The 26033-nt window shown below is 36.7% G+C and carries 21 protein-coding genes and 1 pseudogene; 12 read left to right on the plus strand and 10 right to left on the minus strand.

Going from position 1 to position 26033, the window contains the following annotated elements; translation table 11 throughout:
- Nucleotides 1–202 precede the first annotated feature (202 nt).
- Nucleotides 203–634 (plus strand): hypothetical protein, encoded by a 432-nt coding sequence (locus tag RHP76_RS21585; RefSeq protein ID WP_228432265.1) that lies wholly within the window; start codon nucleotides 203–205, stop codon nucleotides 632–634.
- Nucleotides 635–677: 43 nt separating this feature from the next.
- Here RHP76_RS21585 and RHP76_RS21590 read toward each other — a convergent pair whose 3' ends face one another.
- Both RHP76_RS21590 and RHP76_RS21595 read right to left on the minus strand, forming a co-directional pair.
- Nucleotides 678–1316, minus strand: a complete 639-nt coding sequence (locus tag RHP76_RS21590) for a response regulator (RefSeq protein WP_311229037.1) — start codon at nucleotides 1314–1316, stop codon at nucleotides 678–680.
- Complete coding sequence (locus tag RHP76_RS21595) at nucleotides 1306–3279, minus strand: tetratricopeptide repeat-containing sensor histidine kinase (protein WP_120232997.1); 1974 nt, start codon at nucleotides 3277–3279, stop codon at nucleotides 1306–1308. The genes RHP76_RS21590 and RHP76_RS21595 overlap by 11 nt, the downstream gene beginning before the upstream one ends.
- A 202-nt stretch (nucleotides 3280–3481) precedes the next feature.
- Between RHP76_RS21595 and RHP76_RS21600 the strand changes: the two genes are divergently transcribed.
- Nucleotides 3482–3898 carry a hypothetical protein gene (locus RHP76_RS21600; protein WP_062676383.1) on the plus strand — a complete coding sequence of 139 codons (417 nt, stop codon included), beginning with the start codon at nucleotides 3482–3484 and terminating at the stop codon, nucleotides 3896–3898.
- 72 nt (nucleotides 3899–3970) lie between these two features.
- Here RHP76_RS21600 and tyrS read toward each other — a convergent pair whose 3' ends face one another.
- On the minus strand, nucleotides 3971–5266 hold the full coding sequence (gene tyrS / locus RHP76_RS21605) for a tyrosine--tRNA ligase (protein WP_062676382.1): 1296 nt from the start codon (nucleotides 5264–5266) through the stop codon (nucleotides 3971–3973).
- Nucleotides 5267–5465: 199 nt separating this feature from the next.
- Here tyrS and RHP76_RS21610 point away from each other — a divergent pair, with 199 nt between their 5' ends.
- The gene (locus tag RHP76_RS21610) at nucleotides 5466–6026 is read left to right on the plus strand and encodes an RNA polymerase sigma factor (RefSeq protein ID WP_034692096.1); all 561 of its coding nucleotides are present in this window, start codon (nucleotides 5466–5468) and stop codon (nucleotides 6024–6026) included.
- Nucleotides 6027–6115: 89 nt separating this feature from the next.
- Here the strand turns inward: RHP76_RS21610 and RHP76_RS21615 are convergent, their stop codons facing one another.
- Nucleotides 6116–6748, minus strand: coding sequence for a hypothetical protein (locus RHP76_RS21615; protein WP_311229038.1), 633 nt, complete (start codon nucleotides 6746–6748; stop codon nucleotides 6116–6118).
- Nucleotides 6749–6863: 115 nt separating this feature from the next.
- On the opposite strand from RHP76_RS21615, the gene lipA reads away from it, so the two are divergent.
- Nucleotides 6864–7730, plus strand: coding sequence for a lipoyl synthase (lipA, locus tag RHP76_RS21620; protein WP_311229039.1), 867 nt, complete (start codon nucleotides 6864–6866; stop codon nucleotides 7728–7730).
- Between the two features lie 200 nt (nucleotides 7731–7930).
- Here the strand turns inward: lipA and RHP76_RS21625 are convergent, their stop codons facing one another.
- Nucleotides 7931–8824, minus strand: coding sequence for an AraC family transcriptional regulator (locus RHP76_RS21625; protein WP_288442077.1), 894 nt, complete (start codon nucleotides 8822–8824; stop codon nucleotides 7931–7933).
- Between the two features lie 183 nt (nucleotides 8825–9007).
- Here RHP76_RS21625 and RHP76_RS21630 point away from each other — a divergent pair, with 183 nt between their 5' ends.
- The gene (locus RHP76_RS21630; RefSeq protein ID WP_311229040.1) at nucleotides 9008–10210 is read left to right on the plus strand and encodes an MFS transporter; all 1203 of its coding nucleotides are present in this window, start codon (nucleotides 9008–9010) and stop codon (nucleotides 10208–10210) included.
- A gap of 69 nt (nucleotides 10211–10279) precedes the next feature.
- Here the strand turns inward: RHP76_RS21630 and RHP76_RS21635 are convergent, their stop codons facing one another.
- Nucleotides 10280–10660 (minus strand): SpoIIAA family protein, encoded by a 381-nt coding sequence (locus RHP76_RS21635; protein ID WP_047432974.1) that lies wholly within the window; start codon nucleotides 10658–10660, stop codon nucleotides 10280–10282.
- A 114-nt stretch (nucleotides 10661–10774) separates the two neighbouring features.
- Here RHP76_RS21635 and RHP76_RS21640 point away from each other — a divergent pair, with 114 nt between their 5' ends.
- Entirely contained in the window at nucleotides 10775–11980 is a 1206-nt protein-coding gene (locus RHP76_RS21640) for an NAD(P)/FAD-dependent oxidoreductase (protein ID WP_311229041.1), read from the plus strand.
- Between the two features lie 141 nt (nucleotides 11981–12121).
- On the opposite strand, the gene RHP76_RS21645 is transcribed toward RHP76_RS21640, so the two are convergent.
- Together RHP76_RS21645 and RHP76_RS21650 are read right to left on the minus strand one after the other, a co-directional pair.
- A complete protein-coding gene (locus RHP76_RS21645) occupies nucleotides 12122–13312 on the minus strand; it encodes a VWA domain-containing protein (RefSeq protein ID WP_311229042.1) in 1191 nt (396 codons plus the stop codon).
- 351 nt (nucleotides 13313–13663) lie between these two features.
- Nucleotides 13664–14338 (minus strand): SIMPL domain-containing protein, encoded by a 675-nt coding sequence (locus RHP76_RS21650; RefSeq protein WP_311229043.1) that lies wholly within the window; start codon nucleotides 14336–14338, stop codon nucleotides 13664–13666.
- Nucleotides 14339–14647: 309 nt separating this feature from the next.
- Between RHP76_RS21650 and RHP76_RS21655 the strand changes: the two genes are divergently transcribed.
- On the plus strand, nucleotides 14648–16441 hold the full coding sequence (locus tag RHP76_RS21655; protein WP_123278154.1) for a tetratricopeptide repeat-containing sensor histidine kinase: 1794 nt from the start codon (nucleotides 14648–14650) through the stop codon (nucleotides 16439–16441).
- Between the two features lie 25 nt (nucleotides 16442–16466).
- Here the strand turns inward: RHP76_RS21655 and RHP76_RS21660 are convergent, their stop codons facing one another.
- Complete coding sequence (locus tag RHP76_RS21660; protein WP_120233174.1) at nucleotides 16467–16820, minus strand: WG repeat-containing protein; 354 nt, start codon at nucleotides 16818–16820, stop codon at nucleotides 16467–16469.
- 175 nt (nucleotides 16821–16995) lie between these two features.
- On the opposite strand from RHP76_RS21660, the gene RHP76_RS21665 reads away from it, so the two are divergent.
- On the plus strand, nucleotides 16996–17730 hold the full coding sequence (locus RHP76_RS21665) for a LytR/AlgR family response regulator transcription factor (protein ID WP_065119735.1): 735 nt from the start codon (nucleotides 16996–16998) through the stop codon (nucleotides 17728–17730).
- Nucleotides 17731–17804: 74 nt separating this feature from the next.
- Nucleotides 17805–18347: a lipocalin family protein gene (locus tag RHP76_RS21670; RefSeq protein ID WP_062676373.1), complete on the plus strand. Its 543-nt coding sequence runs from the start codon at nucleotides 17805–17807 to the stop codon at nucleotides 18345–18347.
- Nucleotides 18348–18412: 65 nt separating this feature from the next.
- On the opposite strand, the gene RHP76_RS21675 is transcribed toward RHP76_RS21670, so the two are convergent.
- Nucleotides 18413–18886, minus strand: coding sequence for a DUF7832 domain-containing protein (locus tag RHP76_RS21675; protein ID WP_120233005.1), 474 nt, complete (start codon nucleotides 18884–18886; stop codon nucleotides 18413–18415).
- Nucleotides 18887–19000: 114 nt separating this feature from the next.
- On the opposite strand from RHP76_RS21675, the gene RHP76_RS21680 reads away from it, so the two are divergent.
- From RHP76_RS21680 to RHP76_RS21690, 3 genes and pseudogenes are all read left to right on the plus strand, one after another.
- Nucleotides 19001–20251, plus strand: coding sequence for a CinA family nicotinamide mononucleotide deamidase-related protein (locus RHP76_RS21680; protein WP_311229044.1), 1251 nt, complete (start codon nucleotides 19001–19003; stop codon nucleotides 20249–20251).
- An 89-nt stretch (nucleotides 20252–20340) separates the two neighbouring features.
- Complete coding sequence (locus RHP76_RS21685) at nucleotides 20341–23739, plus strand: trifunctional glycoside hydrolase family 18/polysaccharide deacetylase/glycosyltransferase family 2 protein (protein WP_311229045.1); 3399 nt, start codon at nucleotides 20341–20343, stop codon at nucleotides 23737–23739.
- A 176-nt stretch (nucleotides 23740–23915) separates the two neighbouring features.
- Nucleotides 23916–25962, plus strand: a pseudogene (locus RHP76_RS21690) (M13 family metallopeptidase).
- Nucleotides 25963–26033: the final 71 nt, after the last annotated feature.

A 26033-nucleotide genomic window follows, 5' to 3' on the forward strand; every position in this document is an offset into this window, starting at 1 on the left:
TATTCATACAATGAACTTCTGTTGCATGGTGGTTTATGTGTAATGATTAATTATTTGGAGTATATTTTTGAATTTTTCCGGGTCTTTCTGTTTTTATTGATTTGATATTATTTGGAAATCTTTATTGGAAAATTTTCATAAAAGTTATTTTTATATTAATAAAAAACTTATATTTGAAACATTAAAAAATCTATTTGGAGAAATGAAGCAATTTTACAATTCAAAAAGTTTACTTAGACTTTCTTTTTTATTCGTTTTATTATTTTCTGTAATCACCGTTGTTAATTCTTGTAAAAAAGATGATGATGAAGAATTTCAGGATCATGTGGTTCAATTCGAAGTGAAGACCACTGCCGGAGGAAATATTATAAGTGTTGTAACACAGGTAGGTACAGCTCAGAATACCATATACAATACTCCGCAGTCTCCTGTAACTTCACCATGGACAAGTGGAGAATTCTTTGTGAATTCCAGCCAGGCACAGCTTAATCTTGATGCGAATGCATCAATGCCGGATGATAATTCTGAATTGACAATCAATCTTTATATTGATGGCGAGATAGCAAGAACAGTGAAGAAGAAAGGTAAAGGGGTATTGGTTGCTTCTATTGATTATAGCTTCTTAGAACCTTAATTACTTTAACAATATATAAAAAACCGCTTTTAAAGCGGTTTTTTTATTCTTCAATCATACGTTGCTGTACTGCGAGGTTAATCAATTCTGTTGAGTTCTTTGCCTGAAATTTCTGTAGCAGATTCTTACGGTGAGTGTCTACGGTAAGAGGACTTAAAAAAAGTTCTTCAGCAATTACATTACTTGTTTTTCCCTGTGCTACCATCTGTAGAATTTGTTTTTCCCTTTTAGTCAGTCTTGGAATAGGAAGGGTAGTCTGAGAAGGAAGACTGATAATCTGTTTGGTTTCATTGCAGAAAACAATATCTTCCGAAAGAGCTCCTCTGATACCTATCACAAGATCATCAATGGAAGTATTTTTGAGAAGGTAACCGCTTGCTCCGTTTTGTATAGACTGCATAATAATGCTTCGTTCTGAACGGTTACTGAACATTATGACAGAGGTGCTTGGCGATATTTTTTTGATTTCTCGGCAGAGTTCTGTTCCGTTGGAATCTGGGAGCGTAATGTCCAGAAGAACAATATCTACCATTTCAGACCGGATGAAACTCAGTGTTTCTGCACCGGATGCAAAACTTCCTGCGACATTGAAGAAAGGCTGGCTTCTCAGCATCATTCTTAATCCTTCAATGACAATGGGATGATCATCTACGATGACAATATTTATTTTTTCATTCTCCATGGATGTTAAGTTCTATATTAATTGCTGTTCCTTGATCATCAGAATTGATTTCCATTTTTCCTTTCAGGTAGTTGACTCTGTTTTTCAGATTACGAAGTCCCATACTTTTGGAGGTATTTTCTATATTTTTATCAAATCCTTTTCCGTTATCTTCAATCGTGATCAGAAAATTCTCGCCGGATTGGGAGCATTGAAGCAGAATACTGCTGGCTTCGGCGTGTTTTACAGCATTGGCCAGTAACTCCTGTACAATCCTGTAAATATTAAGCTGGATATTTAAAGGTAATGCTTTGTCAATATCAATAGCCTGAAAATCAATTTCCAGGTTTTTTCTCTTGTAAAATTCACACAGGTCGAGTATCGCGGTTTCCAAACCAAAATTAAGCAATGATTCTGGCATTAAATTTCTCGCTACATGACGGAGTTCACTTACAGAGCTGTCCAGCTGCCCCAGTATCTTATAAAACTCCTGATCTTTTTCAGGGTTTAAATGACTGGAAGACCACGTAGAAAAGTTGATCTTTACGCCGGCAAGCATTCCTCCCAGACCATCATGAAGGTCTCTTGCAATACGTTCTCTTTCCCTTTCTTCGCCATCAAGAATGGCTTTGGTTAACGACAATTCTTCCTTTTGTTTAATATCATTGATTCTCTGTTCATTTATTTTTTTGTTTTTTCTGAAAATAATAAACAGAAAAATCAGAAGACTTAACGCCAGCAGTAAAACAAGACCCATTCCCCACAAATAAGAATTCTTTTTGTTGACTTCCAGATCTTTTTGATTCTTTTCAGCATTTAAAGTTGCTATTTTCCTTTCTTTCTCAGCAGTATTGAATTTAGTTTCGAGTTTGTTGATTTCAAGCTTTACATTTTCTGTATTCAAACTATCGTTGAGTTTGGAATATCTTTGTTCCCACAGGAGCGCTTCTTTAGTATCTCCCAGTTCTTCATTAAGCAAGGAAAGCTGCTTATAAAAAGTTTTTCTGTTATTAAGATCAATAGCCAGAGATTTTTCCGTTAAAACATCTTCCAGGGTAGTCTTAGCTTCTTTATATCTTTTAAGTTTCTTTAAAATGTCAAACTTGTTGAAATAAAACATTTGAGCCAGAAGATTCTGATTGTACTTTCTGGTATACAATATTCCTTTTTCTATCACAGGAAGAGCTTCCTCATTTTTCTGCCGGGTAATATACAACAGGGTTTTGCTGTAATAATAAAAAGCATTGGATGAAGATTCAGGATATGTCCTGACAAGCTTTTCGGCTTTATTCAAATACTTTTCAGCCTGGTCTCCATTGGCCTGATAACAAAAATTGTTGGCAGAATTGAGATAGGTAAAAAATAGCTCCGCAGAATTCGGATATTGTTTTTCAAGAATTTCAAGGGCTTTGTTATTATAACCTTCAGCTTTTTTAAACTGGGCATTATAAGTAAGAATAACTGCAAGCTGAGTATACAGGAATCCCAGGTTTCTGCTGTTCTTATATTTTTCAACCAATGGAATACTCTTTTCAAGCATGATTTTAACCAACGGAATATACCCCTCTTTATCCTTTTGAGAGACTCCGTAGCTGTACCAGGCAAGAGCCTGAAGAAAATCGGATTCTTCATTTTTAAATTTTGATAAAGACTGAATAGCCTGCTGATAAGAAACAGCAGCTTTGTTTTTATTTCTGTCCAGATTATACTGTCCTTCGTAATAATAATATTTTGCCGAAATAAAAGGATTGTTTTGAGCCAGTATTTTCCCTTTTGCAAGATATTTTTTACTCAAAACCGAATCACTGTTCCTGTAATAATTTGATAAAAGAAAAGAGGCCGTTGCTTTTGAAGGATCGGAATGATTTCCTTTTGTAATGTTTTGTAAGCTGTCTATATAAGCTTTCTCATTAAGCGGAATGATTTGTTGGGATTGTAAAGTAAAAGATAAAAATAGACTTAACAGGACAAGTAATCTCTTCATTATGGATCAATTCTGTAAAATTGTTTTTTTAAAACGTTCAATTTAATTAAAAATTTTAGCATAAAAAATACCTGAATTTAGGTAGAAAAAATTACTGGTTTTTCAGGATTGATAGACGTACGTGATGCTCATAGCTTTGCAAACATCAAATCATTAATCATAGAATATTCAATATAGTAACTAAAATTTAAACAAAAAGATTATGAAAAAAATGAGAATGAATCAGCTGTTAAGAGGAGCATTTGTTGCAGTAATAGCAGCAATGCTTATTGGATTTACGGCTTCATGCAGTAAAGATAACGATGACAATGAGAATGGAGCAGGAAAAAGTCATAAAGTGGTTTTTAAAGCAATCGCTTCTTCAGGTAGTAATATTGAGGTAGCGGTTTATGGAATTGACGGTAATCCTACCACTGCAACAAGTCTTAGCGGAACAACATGGAGCAGCCCTGAGGTAACATCAGAACCGGGAGCATACAATGCCACCGTTGGAGTAAACGCTGTCGGACCGGATGCTTCTGCAACATTGAAAGTTCAGATCTGGGTAGACGGAGAACTGAAGAAAGAAGGGACTTCCAGCGGACAGTATCTGTCGGCTTCTACAAGCTATACATTTTAATATTAAATTATTTTAGGACATAAAACGGGCGCTGAGATGAATCTCAGCGCCCGTTTTTATATGTATCTTTTACTAATTTGCTCTTACAATAAAGTAGCTTTTTTTACCTTTTTGTAATAATAAGAACTTACCATCGATAAGATCCGTTTCATTAGCTGTAAAAGTATCATTTACTTTTTGCTTGTTGACAGAGATTGCATTTCCTTTAATCTCTCTTTGAGCTTCACTCTTAGATTTTAAGAACCCTGACTTTTCAGAAAGAAGATCAACAATATTCACTCCTAAAACATCAGCTTTTGCAATTTCTTTCTGAGGAACTCCATCAAAAACTTCAAGGAATGTTTCCTCATCAAGACTTACAAGATCTTCAGCAGTAGAACGTCCGAAAAGGATTTCAGAAGCTTTTAGTGCTTTCTCATACTCTTCTCTTCCATGTACCCAAACTGTTACTTCTTCAGCCAGTTTCTTTTGTAGTTTTCTTTCGTGTGCCGCTGTTTTGTGCTCTTCAATTAAAGCTTCAATTTCCTCTTTTCCTAAGAAAGTGTAGAACTTAATGAATCTCTCAGCATCTTCATCAGTAGCATTCAGCCAGAACTGGTAGAATTTGTAAGGAGAAGTTTTCTTTTTATCCAGCCAGTAATTTTCTCCACTTTCAGACTTCCCGAATTTGGAGCCGTCTGCTTTGGTGATCAAAGGAACCGTTAATGCAAATGCTTCACCCTGAGCTTTTCTACGGATCAATTCTGTACCTGTAGTGATATTTCCCCACTGGTCTGAACCTCCCATCTGCAGCTTTACATTATTGTTTTGGTATAAGTGGAGGAAATCATATCCCTGGATGAGCTGGTACGTAAATTCTGTAAAACTCATTCCGTCTGCCCCTGACTCTCCAGAAAACCTTTTCTTTACAGAATCTTTAGCCATCATATAGTTGACTGTGATATTTTTTCCTACATTTTTAGCAAAATCAAGGAAAGAAATATTCTTCATCCAGTCGTAGTTATTTACCAGCTCAGCTTTGTTAGGCTCGTTTCCTTCGAAGTTTAAGAATTTCGAAAGCTGGTTTTTTAAACAGTCAACATAGTGTAAAAGAGTTTCTTCATCCAAAAGATTTCTTTCAGCAGATTTTCCGGACGGATCACCAATCATTCCCGTTGCACCTCCCACTAATGCAATCGGCTTGTGGCCATGAAGCTGGAAGTGCGCTAAAATTTTTATCTGGATAAGACTTCCGATATGTAAAGAATCGGCAGTAGGATCAAAACCAATATATGCAGTAGTTACCTCTTTATTCAGTTGTTCATCGGTTCCTGGCATCATATCGGCAAACAAACCACGCCACTTTAGTTCTTCTATAAAGGAATTCATTGATTTTTAACTTTAAAATTTTAAGATGCAAAGATAGTAAATTCATAAGTATTAAGGGTAAAAGCGAAACAGCAAAAATGTCGCGAAAAGAAAGTCACAAATCATGAAAATCTTTGTTAACTTTAAGAATTGAACAAGTTCACATTTTTGCCCTTTTACTCCTTTGTTTTTTACCCCAAATAATCTATATTTGTTATTAATGAACGACGAACAGCTATTCCTGCTCATCCAGAAGGCCAAAGATAAAGATCAGAAGGCTCAGACTAAACTCATCAATATTTTTTGGGTAGATGTTTTCTCTTTTGTCATGAAAAAGGTAAGAGATGAAAATGATGCGGATGAAATTACCGTCAATGTTTTTTCAAAAGTATTGTCAAAACTGGATATGTTTGATCCTCATTTTCAGTTCAAGACCTGGATATTGACCATTGCCCAAAATACTGTTATTGATTTCTGGAGAAAGAAGAATCGGGATAACGAAGACGCTGTTGAAAACCTTGATGAAGTCAAAAACCAATATGCAAAATCACCTGAAGAGCTTCTGATTTCTGAAGAAGAACAAAAGAAAATCATCAAAACCATAGAATCGCTGGATGCCAATTATCAGGACATTATCAAGCTGAGATTTTTTGAAGAAAAAAGCATCAAAGAAATTGCTGAAGAGCTGGGAATCTCCGTTGCCAATACTAAAGTAAGAGTAATGCGAGCCAAAAAAGTCTTAGCCGAACTGTTGAAGAATAATGAATTTGATGATCATTAAGCTCAATAATTCAATACATACTATTCAATAGAAACGTATTTTAACCCGTTTACTAAAAATACAAATTCAAAATTGGCTTTAGCCAAAGATTAAAAATAAACCTCTTCTTTTGTTTTCGGAAGAACTATTTTTTGCTGCTTTTCCTGATTTCTGTTCTGCAGATTGATCTTCAGCCCTTTTTTAATATAAGTTTCTTTTAAAGACTTACCATATTCCGCAGTATTTTCTACCTCTTTTGAATAATTAAGCTGTCCTGTTGAAAGGTTAAAATCTATCTCTTTCCAGTAATCACCAGGTCTTCCGGAAGTGGAGGAGGTTCCTATGAGCTCAAAATGCCCGTTCTGAAATCTATATTTATCTGTAACATCCCATTTCCAGCTGCTTCCGCCGTTTTGGGAAATAATCAGAATTCCTTTTTCTATTTTAGTTTCTCCATAAGGATCACCCATCATCCCTCCGCCATTGCTTTCCATAACAGTGTTTCTGGATTTTTCAAGAATTGTCCATGCTCCACCTGTTTTTTTCAGAATTTGGATTTCACGGATGTTTCCCATATCAGTCGTATCCTTTGTATTGTAAATAATTACTTTCTCAGGAATTTTATCACCATCAAGATCACCATCTACTGTTTCAATAACTGAAGAACCTGCAGGCTGAAATTGTTTTTGGGCCAGACAAAATGTTCCGCATACAGCGAATAAAAGAAAGAATATTTTTTTCATAAGAATATTTTGAGCAGATAAATATACAAATGAAATTTGAATGATCAATTTCATCAATATATCCGGTTGATGGTTTCCATTAAAAAATCCTTAACTTTGAGCTTCAATTTTAGAAATGGAAAATTCAGTTCAAGACACTACCGTTCAAAAACCAAAATGGATCCGCGTAAAACTTCCTACCGGAAAGAATTACAGAGAGCTGAGAACTTTGGTTGATAAATATAAATTAAATACCATTTGCCAAAGCGGAAGCTGCCCGAACATGGGAGAATGTTGGGGTGAAGGTACAGCTACTTTCATGATTTTAGGAAATATCTGTACAAGAAGCTGTGGATTCTGTGGCGTAAAAACAGGAAAACCGCTTGACGTAAATTGGGACGAACCTGAAAAAGTAGCAAGATCCATCAAGTTAATGAAGATCAAACATGCCGTGCTTACTTCTGTAGACCGCGATGATCTGAAAGATATGGGTTCTATTCTTTGGGGAGAAACAGTGAATGCTGTCAGAAGAATCTCTCCGGGAACCACAATGGAAACATTGATTCCTGACTTTCAGGGTATCACAAAACACCTTGACAGATTAGTAGAAGTTGGTCCTGAAGTAATCTCTCACAACATGGAAACCGTAAAACGTCTGACCAGAGAAGTGAGAATTCAGGCAAAATACGAAAGAAGCCTTGAAGTATTAAGATACCTGAAAGAAGCCGGACAAAGAAGAACCAAAACAGGGGTAATGCTTGGATTAGGTGAAACTAAAGATGAGGTTTTCCAGACGATCGAAGATATTAGAAATGCCAATGTAGATGTCATTACACTTGGACAATACCTACAGCCGACTAAAAAACATCTTCCGGTAAAGAAATTTATCACTCCTGAAGAATTTGATGAGTTCGGGGATTTTGCAAGAAGCCTAGGTTTCAGACACGTTGAAAGTTCTCCACTCGTAAGAAGTTCTTACCACGCAGAAAAACATATTCACTAAAAATACAGACCGTTCAGCAATGAGCGGTTTTTTGTTTTTTAGGTAGCAGATTATAGGTGATAGATTGCAGGTATTAGTGGTTACTAATGAAGGCGGCAATATTTACAATACGGCTGTCATCATTCCCATCCTTTGGAGGGGTGGCAAAAATTCAAAGAATTTTTGACGGGGTGGTTCCTACAACACTCAACAAAGCCTACTTAACAAGTCGTATCCTTCTTAATCACTCCAATCCTACCATTTATTTCAATCGGTCTGAAATGTTTTTTCTTAAACTCCGAAGGCGTTTCTCCCGTATGCTGTTTGAAAAGTTTATTAAAATAAGAAAGACTTTCAAAACCTACCTGAAAACAAACTTCTGTCACAGACTGATCTTTCAGCAGGAATATTTTAGCCTGATTGATTCTGTAATTGTTAACAAAATCAGTAAACGTCATATTCGTCTGCTTTTTAAAATACCGGCAGAAAGCAGGAGTACTCAAGCTGACAACTTGGGCCACTTCATTGACATTGGGCTTCCGGTCATAATTTTCGTGGATATAATCGTAGATGGTTCCCATTCTGATTTTATCATTCAAAAACCATTTGATCCGGGTATCTTCCTTATTCAATTCTTTCACTTCTGTGGAATGGGCAAGAATTTGCAGAATTTCAATCAGCCCAACCAAGGATTCAAAAGAGTTTTTATCTTTAATAGACTGTAGTTTTTCAACAACTGTATTTTTGGTTTCTCCGGAAAATGAAAGTCCGAGATAGGAACGTTCCAAAAGGTTCTTAATATTCTCAAATTCCGGAACAGGAAGGATAATATCCTGAAGGAAGCTTTCCCGCATCTGTAATACAAGCTGCCTGCATTCGGTCTGAATACCATAGTCAAAATTAAGATGAGGAACGTTGGAACCAATCAGTAAAAGATCGCTATCCGTAAAGCCGGAAATGTTTTTTCCAACGTGGCGGATTCCATTCACAGCTTCTACATACACCAGTTCAATTTCCGGGTGATAATGCCAGAAAAAACAGTTTTTCAGAGAAGGAGAAAATAGTTTGAAGGATTTCCCTTTTTCAAACTCAATAATTTCTTTCTGGATCTTCATTTTGTTCTTATTTGATTATTTATGAATTTAAAATTAAGTAAAAAGGTTAATATGGAGCAAGTTTTTATCATTCAAAGAGGAGTGAAATTCAAACTTTCTTGCGATTTTTGCACTTTCAAAATAAAGATACTCAGGTGATCCTTTAACTTGAACGAAATTAATTCAGAAAAAGATTTAGAGACAATGAAGATTGATAAAAGAATAATACCACTGGCAATTGGTGGTTTAGGGATAGGAACAACGGAATTTACCGTCATGGGACTGCTGCCGGATATTGCCAAAACATTACAGATTACGATTCCACAAGCCGGACATTTGATTTCAGCATATGCCATGGGCGTGGTTATCGGAGCTCCAATCCTGATTGGATATTCTGTAAAATTCCCTCCGAAAAAAGTCCTGATGGCTTTTATGATCCTTTTTACATTATTTAATGCGCTTTCGGCTATTGCACCGGGATATAACAGTATGCTGGTTATCCGTTTTATGTCCGGACTTCCGCATGGAGCCTTCTTCGGTGTAGGAACAGTAGTGGCTTCAAGAATGGCAGGAAAAGGAAAAGAAGCATTTTATATATCGATGATGTTTACAGGGCTTACGGTTGCCAATCTCGCAATGGTGCCTCTGGTCACCTATATCGGGCATACGTTCCACTGGAGGCTGTACTTTGCTATTGTGGCTGTTATCGGACTTTTTGCCATCTTATTTTTAAAACTGTGGCTTCCGAATCTGGAATCCAACCAGAATACCCACTTTATGGAAGAACTGAAATTCCTTAAAAATAAACAGTCGTGGCTGGTATTGGCTATTACAGCCATTGGATTTGGAGGATTGTTCACATGGCTGAGCTATATTACTCCTTTAATGACTGTTGTTGCCGGGATTAAAAGCAGCCAGATGGCTTATGTAATGGTCCTTGCCGGGGCCGGAATGGTAGTTGGAAACCTGGTGGGTGGTATTGTTTCAGATAAATTAGGCCCGGAAAAAACCTGTGTATTACTGATTTTCCTTATGATGATCTCTCTTGGAGGTGTTTTCTTCCTTGCAGAATACAAGAATATTGCTTTGATACTGACGTTCATGTGTGGTGCGCTCTCAATGTCTATCGCATCACCCATCAATATTATGATGATGAAAGCTGCTCCGAAAAGTGAAATGATGGCCGCGGCTTTTATGCAGGCAGGGTTCAATATTGCCAATGCAATGGGAGCGTTCCTGGGAGGAATTCCTTTGGAATATGGGTACTCCTTCAACTATCCATCATTGGTAGGAGTAGGGATGACCTTTATCGGATTGGTTATAAGCGTTAGATATATGTACCTGTACGGCTCAAAAACTCAAAATGAAGAAGATGTGGCTGCAGAATGCGTCTCATGCGATAAATAAAAATGAGTCATAGTGAAAATAACATCGCCTGTTTCTTACTGAAACAGACGATTTTTTATCAAATAAATGTTATGCCTCTACCTCATCTCCGTTTTTACACCAGTAGAGGGCATTGTATAAATTTTCTTTGGGGAAAGATTTAAACTCTCCCGGCATCAGAACACTGAAAACACTGGTGAAATCACGTATTCCTTCTTTATCCGTAACAATGGCTGACCGGTTCCAGTTGGTAAGATTTTTCAGTCCCAACAATAAATCTTCAAGCCACGCACCCATGGTAAAATTATCCAGATCGGTATCCAAATACAATAAATAATTCAGCTCACCGAACTGCTCTACCTTCTCTTTTACGCGCGGAATTACCAGTTTTTCAAAATCCTCTTTCGTTACTTCACCCGTTGCATTGAATGCCGCAACATTCTCCGGGGCTTCTGGAATAATTGTTATCATAATCAATATTTTATGGTGGTTCAGTTTAAAAGAATAACAATAATTACACCATAATTTAGTAGAAAATTGTTAAAAAAGGTATAAATGTTGTTAGTTTCAGTGTAAAATATTAATATGAATCTCAAATCAAATGAACCTTTCTGGCTTTTAAAAAACGGATTGTTAGCATCTTATCCATCTTTAAAATCAAATGAAGAATGTGATGTTCTCGTTATAGGAGGCGGCATTACGGGAAGCCTGATCGCTCATCAGATGATAAAAGACGGGTATAAAACCATCCTGATTGATAAACGTGAACTTTGCAACGGAAGTACTTCCGCTACCACTTCAATGTTACAATACGAAATAGATGTTCCTCTCTATGAACTGATCGATCAGATTGGGAAAAAAGGAGCGGTCTTAAGTTATAAAGCCTGTAGCGATGCTATTGATACATTGGAGAAAATCACAAGAACCATCAGATCCAAAGCAGGTTTCAAACGCAAAAAATCATTATACTATGCCTCGAAAAAGAAAGACCTGGAATGGCTGAAAAAAGAATATGAAGCGAGAAAAGCCGCCGGATTTGAAGTAAAATGGCTGTCTTCGGATCGTGTTATGGACCAGTTCGGATTTGAAAATACGTATGGCGGAATTTTGTCAAAACAGGGCGCAAGCATTGATGCCTTCCAATTCGCTCATGAGCTTTTCATGCATAATGTAAAGAAGGGATTGAAGATATTTGATAAAACTGAAATGGTAAAAGTGGAGGAGCATAAAGGATTTAATCTGGTCACCACAGACAGCGGATTTCAGATCAAAGCAAAAAAAATGATTTACTGTATAGGATACGAAAGCAAAAATCTGATCAAAGAGAACTTTGTCAACCTTAAAAGTACCTACGCGGTCGTCTCTGAAATTGATAAAGACAAGTTCAAAAACATCAGCAGCACATTAGTATGGAATACTGATGATCCTTACCTCTACATGAGAACTACTGATGATGGAAGACTTCTCATTGGAGGAGGAGACGAAGACTTTTATGATGCCGAAAAACGTGATGCTATTTTAGATAAAAAAGAAGAAAAGATCATCAAAACACTGAAGAAAATAAAACCTGATTATCATTTCTATACAGACTTTGTCTGGGCTGGAACTTTTGGTGAAACAAAAGACGGTTTACCCTATATCAGTGAGCATAAAAAATTTAAAAACTCTTATTTTGTGTTAGGCTTCGGAGGAAACGGAATTACTTTTTCAGTCGCGGGAATGGAAATGACTTCTTTGTTCATGAAAGGCAAAAAGCATCCGTTATCAAGATATTTTAAGTTTGGAAGGTAAATTTTCATGCTTTGTCTTATATATGACAATACTCCAATTGTTGTGCCCAATTCCCCTCCTGTGGAGGGGTGTCAAAAATTCAAAGAATTTTTGACGGGTGGTTTAAAAAAGCAGGCAGTCACAAAAAGACTGCCTGTTCAACTACAAACTATACCCGTTCTTTTTAGCAAGTTCAACAATAGAACTCTCAATGGCTTTTCCCAAATCATCAGAATCTTCTGTTCCTCTTTTTTTCATTTCGGAATCAATATAACCCTGGCGTTTTTTGGAAAGTTCTTCTATTTCCTTTTGAATTGTATCGCGTGCCGCAGATTTGGCAGCAATCGTTTTTTGAATTTCTTCCTTGCTTTTTCCTTTCAACTCGGCAGGAAGTTCACTTTCTTTAACATTGGCGATAAATCCGGCATCTTTTTCAGCTTTATCTACCAGATCCCAGTGATCATTTTTGTAAGCATTCTTTTTAGATTTGGCAACTGTTCTTTCTACCAGATTGGAAGCTGACTGCATTTCTGCGTTTTTATCCTGTGTGATCTGCTTAAGCCTGTACTCTGAACCATGATTTCCGTAGTAGATATAAGTATCATTTAACCTGGCATTGCATTCGGAAATTCTTTTGTCGTAAGGTGTTTCAATGTACATCACTTTTCTGTCGCTGTCGATATTGAAGTATTTTCCACCTCCCAGAGATGCCCCGTTTTGCCAGAACGTTTGGATTCCCTCTTCGCGGCTTCCGCAGAAAATGGTGTTGGTGTAAATATTTTTACCTTTCGCTTTTAAAACAACTTCCTTATAATTTGTTTTTCCCTGATCAAATGCTTCATTACCTGCGATATAAATCAGTTTAATACTTTTCTCATTGCTGTCCCAGTTCAGGTTGGCAGCAGCATCACGGATCACAGCACCACAATATTCACTGCCGCCATTGGTTCTTAATGCGAACAGCTTTTCAGAAACAAGATCCAGATCCTGAGTGAGGGGAGTTACCTGGCGGATGTAATTTTCATCACGAATTCCGTCGTTACCGTATTCATACAGTGCAATTTCGATCTCGGGAGCTTTTCCGTTGTATTTAAGAGTGGTCAGCGTATTCACAATATTCCACAGTCTGGATTTTGCCTGATCAATCAGTCCGTCCATACTATTGGAAGTATCAAGGAGAAGAGCAACCTGAATTTTATTGTCTTTTACCGTTGAGGTTAGCGGAATTAATGTTGCTTTTTGTACCGGTAAATGATCGTCAGTATTACTTTTTGCAGCAAGGTTTTCCTGAATGTTTCCGGAGCTTAAGAAAGCTGTACCTGCTGCAAGTGCTAAGATTTTTAAAGTTGTCATATTGTTGTTTTTTATTGGTTATTTGTTGTAATCGGAAATCTTTAAATCCTTATTATTTTAAATTCCTGAAATAAAATTATCCCTATTTGAGGCTTGAAATCACGAAACTTGGTGAACGGAAAGTTTCACTTGGTGGATGACAAAATAAGGAAGGCTCTAATTGTATGTTTAGTGTGATAGTAATAATCTAATGTATCATTTCAATACTGTCAGGCTGAGTGGAGTCGAGGCCTTTACCATTCGAAAAACTTTAAAAGACCGACAGGTATTTTTCTTCAGCCATTACCCGATAACCCAATAGTACAAAAACAAAAAAGCCGCCCAAAAGGCAGCTTTCTCACATCTGTTATTTTAAAGGATTTCATATTTTGTTTTGATACTGTATTTCAGCTTGATATTTTCAATATTATCAAAAGAATAATCTACAGGAGCGTCAGCCATTTCCACCTGCACACCGTAAGATCTTCCTTTATAAGCTGCAGGCATGATTACATCACTGGTGTAGTCTTCTATCTCTACAATTTCAAGAGCGTTTCCTGTTTTTTTACCCATGCTTTCCAGTAGGTAGTCTGCTTTTTCTTTAGCGGCTTTCAAAGCATTGATCTTCACTGTTTTTTTGAAATCCGCAATTTTAGTATTCTTTACCTCTGCAATATTCAGGCTGCTTACCCACTTTTGATTCAGGTCTTCAAAGATTTTGCTGAGGTTTGATTTTGTACCGGCTTTAAACTGATAGTTCTTAGAGAACTTAGCTGTCTTAGAATAGATATTCTGGTACATCGCTTTGAATTTGATATCCTCGTTCTTTACTCCTGCATTTTTTAAAATATCAAATAACTTCTTTTCATTATCTGCCAGATCGTTTTTATTATCAGCTTTTATCCCGATGCTAAAGATAATTTCATCCGGTTCCACTTCCATTTCGGCAACGCCTGTTACTTCAATGGCGTTTTTCTTTACTTCCTGAGCATCTACAAAGCTTCCAAGGGTTAAAATTCCGATTAATAAAAAATGTTTCAATTTCATAATTTCCTGTTTTTAAATTTTTAATTCTGATGTAAAATTACGCTGATCAGAAACCAGATTCCGGGAGACTTGGTGAAATAGAGTTTTCACTTGGTGAGTCTTGAAAAAAGTATTGTTTTGAAAAAAAATCTTTTAAACCATTAATAGAATCAAGAGACTTAATTTTGTTTAAATGCTTAAGTGGTGACCTTCTCTTTATTTCAAAAAAATCATCTTACCCCAGAGTATCAAACACTCAACTTGGTGAAAGGGAAACTTCACTTGGTGAATAGTTTTTGAGCAGACTATATATATGTATATCTTTGTTTTATGAAAATGCTTAAACTCTTTACTATCGTTTTACTTGTGCTTTTGGGAAATATAATCTATTCCCAAACCACTACTAACAGCAGTGCTGCTGTGGAAGAAGTACAGGTAGAAACGAAGAAGCTGAAAAAAGCAATGGACAAGAAAAATGAACCTGCCCAGGCAGATTCTTATTATAATATCGGAGAAACATTCTTCAATGGCGGAAACTTTGCGAAAAGTGAAGAATATTATACAAAAGCCAAAAAGCTGTATGAAAAACTCAACGATAAGCCCAATATTGAGAAAGCTACCCGAAGATTAGCCCAGTCACAGGAAAAGCAGAATAAAATAACACCAGCCATCAGCAATTACAGCATGGCTGCACAGGTAAGCTATAGTGAAAAAAGTAAAGCGGTCAATGCTAATGATGTAGCAAGACTTTCTTCTCCCACACCGGAGCTCAAAGCAGAAGCCATTCAGAATAATATCAATCTGACCAAAAAAGAAAATGAACAGGGCGATCTTGCAGAAAGTTACAGCCAGCTTGCAGATGTTAATCTGAGACAGAAAGACGTTTCCAGTGCCGAAGAAAATCTGAATACAGCCTATAAAATTTCTAAAAAAGAAGCTCCTCAGCAAGCGCTTGCCATCAATCAGAAACTGGCAGATCTTTATGTGGAAAACAAAAACTTTGAGAAAGCTATTGAAGCTAAAAAGAAAGTTCTGAAGGAGGATTTTGTGAAAGAGAACTCACAGGAAAAAGTGAATCAGATTCAGGAGCTGGCCGATATCTATATTAAAAAGAATGATCCTAAAGAAGCCGTAGACCTTTTGAAAAATGCCTACGGAATTGCTTTAGACAAAGGTCATACGCTGGAAGCACAAAGAAGTGTAAAGAAACTGGATAGCCTTTATGCGATTTCAGGAAATGTGGATGCCTCAGTTCAGCTGTACAGAGATTTTTTGGGAAAACTTCCGAATCTTGTTTCCAAAGACAGAAGCCTTGTTGATAATAAAATTCTCGAAGATACAGAGCAACGAATCTCACAGCTGGAAAAAGAAAAAGAGCTTAAAGACGAACTTATACGAAAGAAAAATGTCTTTAATTACAGTCTGATCGGTGCATTGGTTTTGCTGACAGGACTAATCATGTTTATTTTCAGCACCCTGAAAAAGGTTCAGACGAAAAATAAGAAAATTGCCCTTCAGTCGTTACGTCGTGAGATGAATCCTCATTTTATTTTCAACAGTTTAAATAGTGTCAATCACTTTATAGCCACCAATAATGAACTGGAAGCGAATCAGTATCTTACCAAATTTTCGAAGCTGATGCGCGGTGTAATGGAAAATTCCACTGAAGATTTTATTCCTTTTCAGCAGGAGCTAGATCTTCTTCAGAATTATCTTGCTCTGGAAAAAACGCGTTTCGCAGATAAATTTGATTATGAAATTGAAGTAGATGAAAGCCTGAATATGCAAAATCTGCAAGTTCCGGGAATGCTGATACAGCCGTTTCTGGAAAATGCTGTCTGGCACGGACTCCGCTACAGAACTGACAAAGGATTTTTAAAATTAAGCTTTAAAAAAAGTGAGTCTCATCTGAACATTCTTATTGAAGACAACGGAATAGGTATTGAAGAAAGTAAAAAGCAGAAAACCCAGCACCAAAAGACCCGAGAGGGAAGAGGGATGAAAAATACGCTGGAAAGAATTCAACTTCTGAATGATCTCTACAAAAAAGAGATCACCTGCTCTGTAAAGGATAAGGAAAATAGTAATGGTGTTTTGGTAACTATCCAGGTCAATTTGAAGTAATTGAATTCAAATCGATCTGTGGTTTCTATTTGATATATTTTTTCTTTAAAACAGAAAAATTCTTTTTGATATAGTCCAGTTCATAATGGGCAGGAATGATTTCAGTACCTGAACGGTTAATAAATCCATAGGTCCCCGTTATGTTTTTTACCAATGCCAGATCCTCAGAGTATTCACCGAATTTATTAATCCTGGAATACACAGGTTGAGTGATGATTTTTCCGCTTACATCTGAAATTCCATACGTTCCGGAATTGGTTTTTGTAAGTCTCCAGTTTTTATTGATCTTACTGATATCCTCTCTTTCTGAAATTTTCATCTGTGAAAAAGAAAAACTGAATACACTCATGCAGCAAAGAATAAGAAGTTTTGATTTCATATGATTTTGTCTGGTTTATTAATTTTAATCTCTAAAATAAATCTTTTGCACCTTTCCTGCAATAAAAGTTACCAAAAGTATGGCTAGAGAACTTGTGTCAGCAAATTGTAAGGTTGGTTAAATATTCCTAATTTGCACCTGCAATCTAATGATCTACTACCTAAAATCTGATCTGATGAAAATAAAAGCTGTAATTATAGATGATGAACTCATAGCAAGAGAAGTTTTACGAAACTATCTGACCAAATACTGTCCGCAAGTGGAAATTCTGGGTGAAGCTGAAAATATTAAAGAAGCCGTGCCATTAATCGCTGAAAAGCAGCCTCAGCTGGTCTTCCTGGATGTGGAAATGCCTTTTGGAAATGCCTTTGATGTACTGGAAGCTACCAAAGAATTCTCCTATGAAACTATTTTCATTACTGCATTTTCACAATATTCATTACAGGCTTTAAATAAATCAGCAAGTTATTATATTCTAAAACCTATTGATATTCAGGAACTGATTCTTGCAGTCAATAAAGTAACAGAAAGTCTTGAGAAAAAAGATGAACTCAACCGGAATAAAATCCTTCTTGAAAACCTGAAATTAAAACCTGAAAAACAGCAATTGATTTTGCCAACTTTACAAGGATTTGACGTCGTAAAAACCGAAGATATTGTAAGACTTCAGGCGGATGGAAATTTCACTCAGGTATATCTTACGGATGGTTCAAAGAAGATGGTATGCCGCTTTCTGAAACACTTTGATGATCTTCTGGAAAATCCGTTTGTGAGGGTTCACCGTTCCCATATTATCAATACAGGTTTTGTGAAATCCTACCATAAAAGCGGAACAGTGATGCTGTCTGATGATACAGAAATTGAGGTTTCAGGAAGCTTTAAAGATAATTTCCTGAAAGTATTTTCATAGAATTTATTGTACCTTAACAGACTTAAGGCATTATTTTTGACGTTTTTATAACAACCATACAAAATCTTTCTGTCATGAAAACTATTCATAAAATTATACTTCCCGTTTCGTTAGGAGCATTGGGGCTTATCGTTTTCAATTCCTATTCTGTAAGGATTCCCAGAGGTGCATTTGCTGTAAAGAATTTTGATCTTAAAAAATATCTGGGCAGATGGTATGAGATTGCCCGTTTTGATTACAGGTTCGAGAAAAATATGGACAATGTTACTGCAGAGTATACAGAGAATCCGGATGGAACAGTTCAGGTCAGAAATAAAGGGTATGATTACGTTAAAAAAGTATGGAATGAATCTATTGGAGAGGCAAAATTTGTAAAAGACCCGACAGAAGCACGCCTTAAAGTTTCATTTTTTAAACCAATATGGGCGGGTTATAACGTTATAGATATTGATGAAGACTATCAATATGCTCTTGTAGCAGGAAGCAGTTTAAAATATTTATGGATTCTTTCCCGTACTACCAATATTCCTGAAAGCATCCGCCAGCGTTTCATTCAGAAAGCAAAAAAAATAGGCTATAATACCGATGAACTGACCTGGGTAAAGCATAACCAATAAAAAAACGAAGAAAACAGATGAGGTTCCTAAACTAATTTGCTCTCTGTTTTCTTTATTCTAAGCTTTTAGCTGTTTATATATTCCTTCCATTCTTCAAAACGGTGGTCAATAACCTGTTTCATCAGATCATAATTTTCGTAGGTGTCTTCGATGTGGTAGAATGTCTCGTATTCGTAGTCGCTTTCCTCTGCTTTGGCATCAAAAATATTCACATAATCATCAGCAAATGAACTGTATCGGTTACCGAAATCAGTATCGTCTGCATAATAGTCTTTGGCAAAAAGATTTCCCAGTTCATTCAGATCATATTCGGAAAATTTTCCATCGCAGGAATCCATAACAAATTCTGCTCCAGTCATTTCTCTTCGTTTTAGCTTTTCTATTTCTTCTGCAGCATCTTCTTTCAGTTCATCGGAGATCAGATTGTTATGAATACACCAGTTCAGAAACATTCCTGTATGTGTTGCCCCGTTTTTCTGAGGAAGTCCTTCCGGAAAATCACCACCATAATGCCATGACGCATCATCATATTTAGACATAATTTGTATTATAGTTTTTGATAATTCTGGCAAAAATAGAAAAAATCAATTTATATTGCCGCTGCCATAGAATTTTCCGTCATTTGCATAGAATTTTTTTCAACAAAAAAACATATGGAAAAAGCTGTTCTGATTACTATCGGGGATGAAATTCTTTCCGGAAATACGGTAGATACCAATTCTAATTTTATTGCAACTGAACTTAAAAATATTGGAATAAAAGTTATTCAGATTCTTACAATCTCAGACGAAATTGAAACCATTAAAAATGCTTTAAGTACTGCCTTTGAAACCGGAGACTTAGTCATTACAACCGGAGGACTTGGGCCAACCAGAGATGATAAAACCAAAAAGGCACTTGCTGAATATTTCAATGATGAAATTGCATTGGATGAGGTAACCTTCGATCATTTGAAAGGCTATATGGAAAGAAGAGGACGCGCAGATATTCTGGAGAGAAACAAAGAACAGGCTTTTGTACCTACAAAATCCATCGTTTTTCAGAATCATTACGGAACGGCACCATGTATGATGATGGAACAGGACGGGAAATTGTGCTACAGTCTTCCTGGAGTTCCTTATGAAGTAAAACCACTGATTAAGGATCAGATTATTCCTTATTTACAGCAAAGATTCAGCCTTCATTATATCCATACCAGAATTGTTTCTGTAGTAGGAATTCCTGAGAGTATCCTTGCAGACAAAATTGAAGAATGGGAACTGGCGCTTCCTGAAAATATTGCACTGTCTTATCTTCCGGTAGGAACACGTGTAAAACTCCGTCTGACAGCTTCCGGTGAGAATGAAGAACAATTGAAACAAAGAACAGAAGAAGAAATTCAAAAATTACTTCCTTTGGTACAAGGTCATGTAATTGCCGTAACTGAAGATAAAATAGAAAATATTCTGGCAGAAATGCTCACTGAAAGAAATTTGACGATTTCTACTGCAGAAAGCTGCACTGGAGGTGAACTGGCCAAAATGATTACTTCAGTTTCCGGAAGCTCAAAATATTTTCTGGGTGGAATGGTAGCTTATGCCACAGAGAAAAAGATTAAAATTCTAAATGTCTCCAGAGAAACCGTTGATGAGTTCACTGTAGTGAGTGAACAGGTGGCACAGGAAATGGCCAAAGGCTGTCAGGAATTGTTTGAAACTCATATTTCCCTTTCTACAACAGGCGTTGCCGGGCCAGGAAAAGGAGAAGACGGTAAAGATGTAGGAACGATTTACTATACAATCAGGATCAATGATCAGGAAGTAACCTCCAAATTATATATGCCACATCTTGAAAGAGTAGACTTTATGGATTTTGTTTCCCAAAAGGTGATTCAGGATCTGGTAAGTCTTCTCGTAAACAGTTAAATACGAATATATCTTTTTAATTTTTTTTTAATTAATTTTTATACAGTTTTTCACGCTTTTTGAAAGCCCTACAATAAATTTCAAAAATCGTGGAAAATTCCAAACAGATTTTTCAGACCAGCAGCAAAAAACGCTGGAAAAGTGTCCAATGGGGAAGCCGTATTTTTATTTTCATCGGAATACTGCTTTTGCTTGCTTTAGGTCTGATGATGACTCTGGACAGAAGTCCTAAAATACCTTTTAAAGAAGATTATAAAGCGGTAATTACAGCTAATAAACCTTATCTTCAGGAGAATAAAATTTCAAAAGAATATAAAGGTTTCAGAAGCTTTATTTCTGAAAAAACAATTCATACCAGCCTCGACAAAATTGAGAAGGCGAGAGCAGAAAGATACAAGAATCAGAACCGAAACTGGGCTCAGTTTCCGGGAGGAATACGTTCTGCATTTTATGTAGCGTGGGATCCTCAATCGCTGATGTCACTGAAAAGAAATATCAGACACGTCAATCTTGTTTTCCCTGAATGGTTTTTCCTTGATCCCAAAACAGGAGATCTGAAAACCAATGTAGATCCGGAAGGATATAAAGTGATCAAAAGAACAGGTGTGGCTGCCATGCCGATGCTTAGTAATAACTTCGACAGAGAATTCCGTTCAGAAGGGCTGGTAAAAGTTCTTAATGATCCTCAGAAAAGAACTCATCTAATCCAAAAAATCACTCAGCAATGTAAAAAATACCACTTCAAAGGAATTAATATTGACTTTGAAGATATGAATCTGAATTCTGATGAGAATCTGATCGCCTTTATGAAAGAACTTTCAGAGACTTTCAAAAAAAATCAGTTACTGGTTACGATGGATATCATGACGGATAATGATGATTACAATATTCCAAGGCTGAATCCTTATGTAGATTATTTTGTGCTGATGGCTTATGATGAATATTCAGCAGGAAGTGATGCAGGTCCGGTTTCTTCTCAAAAATGGATTGAAGAGCAGACTGGAAAAATTGTAAAACAAACCTCTCCTCAAAAGATTATTTTAGGGTTGGGAGCATACGGTTACGACTGGAGTTCCAATAAGGATGATAATACTTCTGTTACTTATATGCAGGCAATTACCAAAGCCAGTGCCAGTAAAGCAATTATTGATTTTAATGATAATACTTTTAATTTAAATTATTCTTATACCGATTCTAAAAATTTGACCCATACCGTATTTTTTAATGACGCCGCTTCTATTTTCAACACAATGCGTTTCTCTTCAGAATATCCTCTGGCCGGAACAGCGCTCTGGAGATTGGGAAGTGAAGACAGCAGAGTCTGGAATTTCTATGATAAAGATCTTACTTTCGCCGGACTTTCAAAAGTGAATTTGAAATCACTTGAAAATGTAAAAGGGCAGACCATGGTGGATTATATCGGAGACGGAGAAGTTCTGGATGTTCTGAATACCCCTCATGACGGAAAAATTGCACTGGAGATTGATCCGAAAGAGAAAATTATCACAGACGAAAATTATGTCACTTACCCAAGTTCATATGAAGTAAAAAAATACGGAAGCGCTCCTCAGAAAGAGCTTGTCCTCACTTTTGATGACGGTCCGGATGAAACGTATACGCCGCAGGTATTGGATATTCTTTCCAAATACCACGTTCCGGCAGCCTTCTTTCTGGTAGGATTAAATGCAGAAAAAAATCTTCCGCTTGTTAAAAGAATTTACAGAGAAGGACATGAAATAGGAAATCACACCTTTACCCACGAAAATGTAGCAAAAGTAAGCCCGGAAAGAGCTTTGCTGGAAATGAAACTGACAAGATTGCTGATCGAATGTATTACTGGTCACAGTACCATTCTGTTCAGAGCTCCTTATAACGCAGACTCTGAGCCTACCACTTCAGAAGAGATTATTCCGGTAGCATTGGCCAGACAGCAAAACTATCTTGATATTGGGGAAAATATAGACCCTGAAGACTGGCAGCCGGGGATAAAAGCAGATGAAATTGTAAAACGTGTAATGGCTGGAATCAAGCAGCAGAGAGGAAATATCATTCTTCTTCATGATGCAGGCGGAGATACCAGAGAAGAAACGGTAAAAGCTTTAAAAATTCTGATCCCGACACTTCAGAAACAGGGCTATCATTTTACCAATCTAACGAATATTCTGCACAAAAGCAGAAACGAGTTGATGCCTGAAGTTCCTAAAACGAGATCATATTACATCATGCAGCTGAACCTTGTATTGGCTACTGTTATCTACGGAATAAGCCATTTCCTGGTTGCATTGTTTACCATTTTCATTGTATTAGGAATGATCAGATTACTGCTGATGGCATACTGGGCTTTTAAAGAAAGAAGCAAAGAAAAAAAACTGGGTGAGTTTCCGGTTCTGAAATCTTATCCGAAGGTTTCCATCATAGTTCCTGCTTATAATGAAGAAGTGAATATTGTGTCTTCCCTGCAGAATTTGTTGAAACAGACTTACCCCAATTTTAATATTATTATGGTAGATGACGGAAGTAAAGATTCTACTTATGAAAAAGCATTGGAAGCATTTCCGGATCACCCGAAACTGAAAATCTTTAGCAAAGGAAACGGTGGAAAAGCCACTGCCTTGAATTTCGGAATATCACAGACCAATGCCGAATATGTAGTATGTATTGATGCTGATACGAAACTGCAGCAGGATGCTGTGAAATATCTTATTGCAAGATTTTTAAATTCAAGTACGGAAGAAAAAATAGCCGCTGTAGCAGGAAATGTGAAAGTAGGAAACAGGGTGAACTGGCTTACCAGATGGCAGGCTATAGAATATACAACAAGTCAGAATTTTGACAGGCTGGCGTATGCACATATCAATGCCATTACAGTTATTCCCGGAGCTATCGGAGCATTTAAAAGATCCGTGATCATTGAAGCAGGAGGCTATTCATCAGATACTCTGGCAGAAGATTGTGATATTACGGTGAAAATATTAAAAGCCGGATATACTGTAGCGAACGAAAACAGAGCAATAGCAGTAACGGAAGCTCCCGAAACCACAAAACAGTTTTTAAAACAACGTTTCCGCTGGACTTATGGAATTATGCAGATGTTCTGGAAACAGAGACAGACTTTCCTTAACCCCAAATATAAAGGATTGGGACTTTGGGCAATGCCGAATATTTTATTATTCCAATACATCATCCCATTTTTCTCGCCATTGGCAGATGTAATTATGTTCTTTGGAATCCTGTCCGGAAACGGAGACAAAATATTCACCTATTATCTGATTTTCCTTTTGGTAGATGCTTCATTAGCATTAGTAGCATTCATCATGCAGCGGGAAAAACTGATCAATCTCCTGTATATTATTCCACAGAGATTTGGGTATAGATGGCTGATGTATATTGTATTATTTAAAAGTTTAAGAAAAGCATTGAAAGGCGAAATGCAGTCCTGGGGATTCCTGAAAAGAACCGGGAATGTAAAAGAGATAGCAACTTCTTAATGAGGTTGGTGGCTGAAGAATGAGGCTGGAGGTTGTTTTCATGACTTTCATAACTTCGAGCTTTCTGTCACCAACTTCCCACTTAGGATACTTTCATGTTATTTATTTAAATTTGTTTTCATATTCAAGTAAAAAATCTGAAATAAATCATACATATTCTAAAAATTGTTATCATAATGAAAAAAATAACGCTTTCTTTGTTTTTAATAGCAGGGATCTGCACTCAGACTACAATGAGCGCACAAGCTAAAGCTGCTAAAGTAGCAGTGAATAACACAGATAAAGGTTTAGACCTTAGCTTGATGGACACTTCAGTACGTCCGCAGGATGATTTTTACAACTATGTAAGTGGAACCTGGATGAAAACTGCCAAAATTCCATCTGACAAACCAACTTGGGGAAGCTTCAACAAACTGGCTGAGGATACGGATAACAATTCCATGACCATCCTGAACTCTCTTCTGAAAGATAAATTTGCTGACGGAAGTGAAGGAAAAAAAATTCAGGATCTGTATGCTACTTATATGAACATGCAGAAAAGAAATGCCGATGGAATTAAACCAATTCAGGAAAACCTGAACAAGATTGACGCTATTAAAAACATGACTGATCTTCAGAACTACCTTACTTCTGTAACGAAAGAAGGTGAAAATGTTTTCTACGGATGGGGAGTTGATGCAGACCTTAAAGATTCTAAAATGAATGCAGTTTACTTAGGTAATGCTTCTCTAGGTTTAGGAAGAGATTACTATCAGAAGGTAAACGAAAAAAATACTGAAGCTATCGCTGAATATCAGAAATATGTAGCTTCCATGCTAAAAGAATTAGGATACAAAAATGCTGATGAAGCAGCAAAAGGTATCGTTAATTATGAAAAGAGCATCGCACAAACTTACCTGACCAATGAGCAGAGCCGTGATAACACGCTTCAGTACAATCCTAAGACGATGGCTGAACTTTCTGCTTTGGTAAAAAATGTTGACCTTCCAGGTTATCTTAAAAAAGTTGGGGTAAATTCTGACAAAGTAATTATCAGTGAATTAGGATTCTATAAGAACTTCGATAAATTGGTAAATGCTCAGAATCTTCCTGTAATCAAAGATTATCTGAAATTCCACATGATCCACGGAAGCGCTTCCTACTTAAGCGAAAACTTAGGAAATATGAAGTTTGCTTTCTATGGTAAATACCTTAGAGGACAACAGGAGCAAAGAGCTCTTAACAAAAGAGGATTTGAGTTGATCAACGGAAGCTTTCGGAAAATTATATGTTGAGAAATATTTCCCTGCTGAAGCAAAAGCTCAAATGGTGGAGTTGATCGACTATTTAAAGAAAAGTTTCGCTGTTCACATCAATAACTTATCTTGGATGTCTTCAACAACTAAGGAAAAAGCAATGCAAAAGCTGAATAAGTTTACTGTAAAAGTAGCTTATCCGGACAAATGGAAAGACTATTCAAAATTAAATATCGTTTCTGAAGCTAAAGGAGGAAATCTATATCAGAACCTTCAGAACATCGGTGAATGGCAGTATAACAAAGATTTGGCTAAAATTGGTAAGCCAGTAGATAAAACAGAATGGGGAATGACTCCTCAAACTGTAAATGCATATTACAACCCGGTAAACAACGAGATTGTATTCCCTGCAGCAATCCTTCAGCCGCCATTCTTTAACCCTAAAGCAGATGCAGCTGTAAACTTCGGAGGTATCGGAGCGGTTATTGGTCATGAAATGAGCCACGGATTTGATGATTCAGGTGCACAGTTCGATGCAGATGGTAACTTAGTAGACTGGTGGACTCCGGAAGATAAAGCAAACTTCGAAAAAGCAACAAAAGCTCTTGCTTCTCAATATGACAAATACGAGCCTGTAAAAGGAACTTTTGTAAACGGTACTTTCACAAATGGTGAAAATATTGCTGATTTAGGTGGTGTAAATATCGCTTATGATGCTCTTCAAATGTACTTAAAAGATAAAGGAAACCCAGGAAAAATCAGCGGATTCACTCAGGATCAGAGATTCTTCCTAAGCTGGGCAACCGTTTGGAGAACGTTATCAAGTGAGAAATATATGGTGAATCAGGTGAAAACCGATCCACACTCTCCAGGATACTTCAGAAGTTTTGGTCCGCTTATCAACGTTGACGCTTTCTACAAAGCATTCGACGTTAAAAAAGGAGATAAACTATACAAAGCTCCGGAAGACAGAATCAAAATCTGGTAACAATAACAGCCGCTCAGCAATGAGCGGTTTTGTTTTTTTAGGTAGCAGGTGATGGGTTGCAGATTATAGGT

Source organism: Chryseobacterium sp. SG20098, from assembly GCF_031844745.1.
In the GTDB taxonomy this organism is placed as follows: Bacteria; Bacteroidota; Bacteroidia; order Flavobacteriales; family Weeksellaceae; genus Chryseobacterium; species Chryseobacterium cucumeris.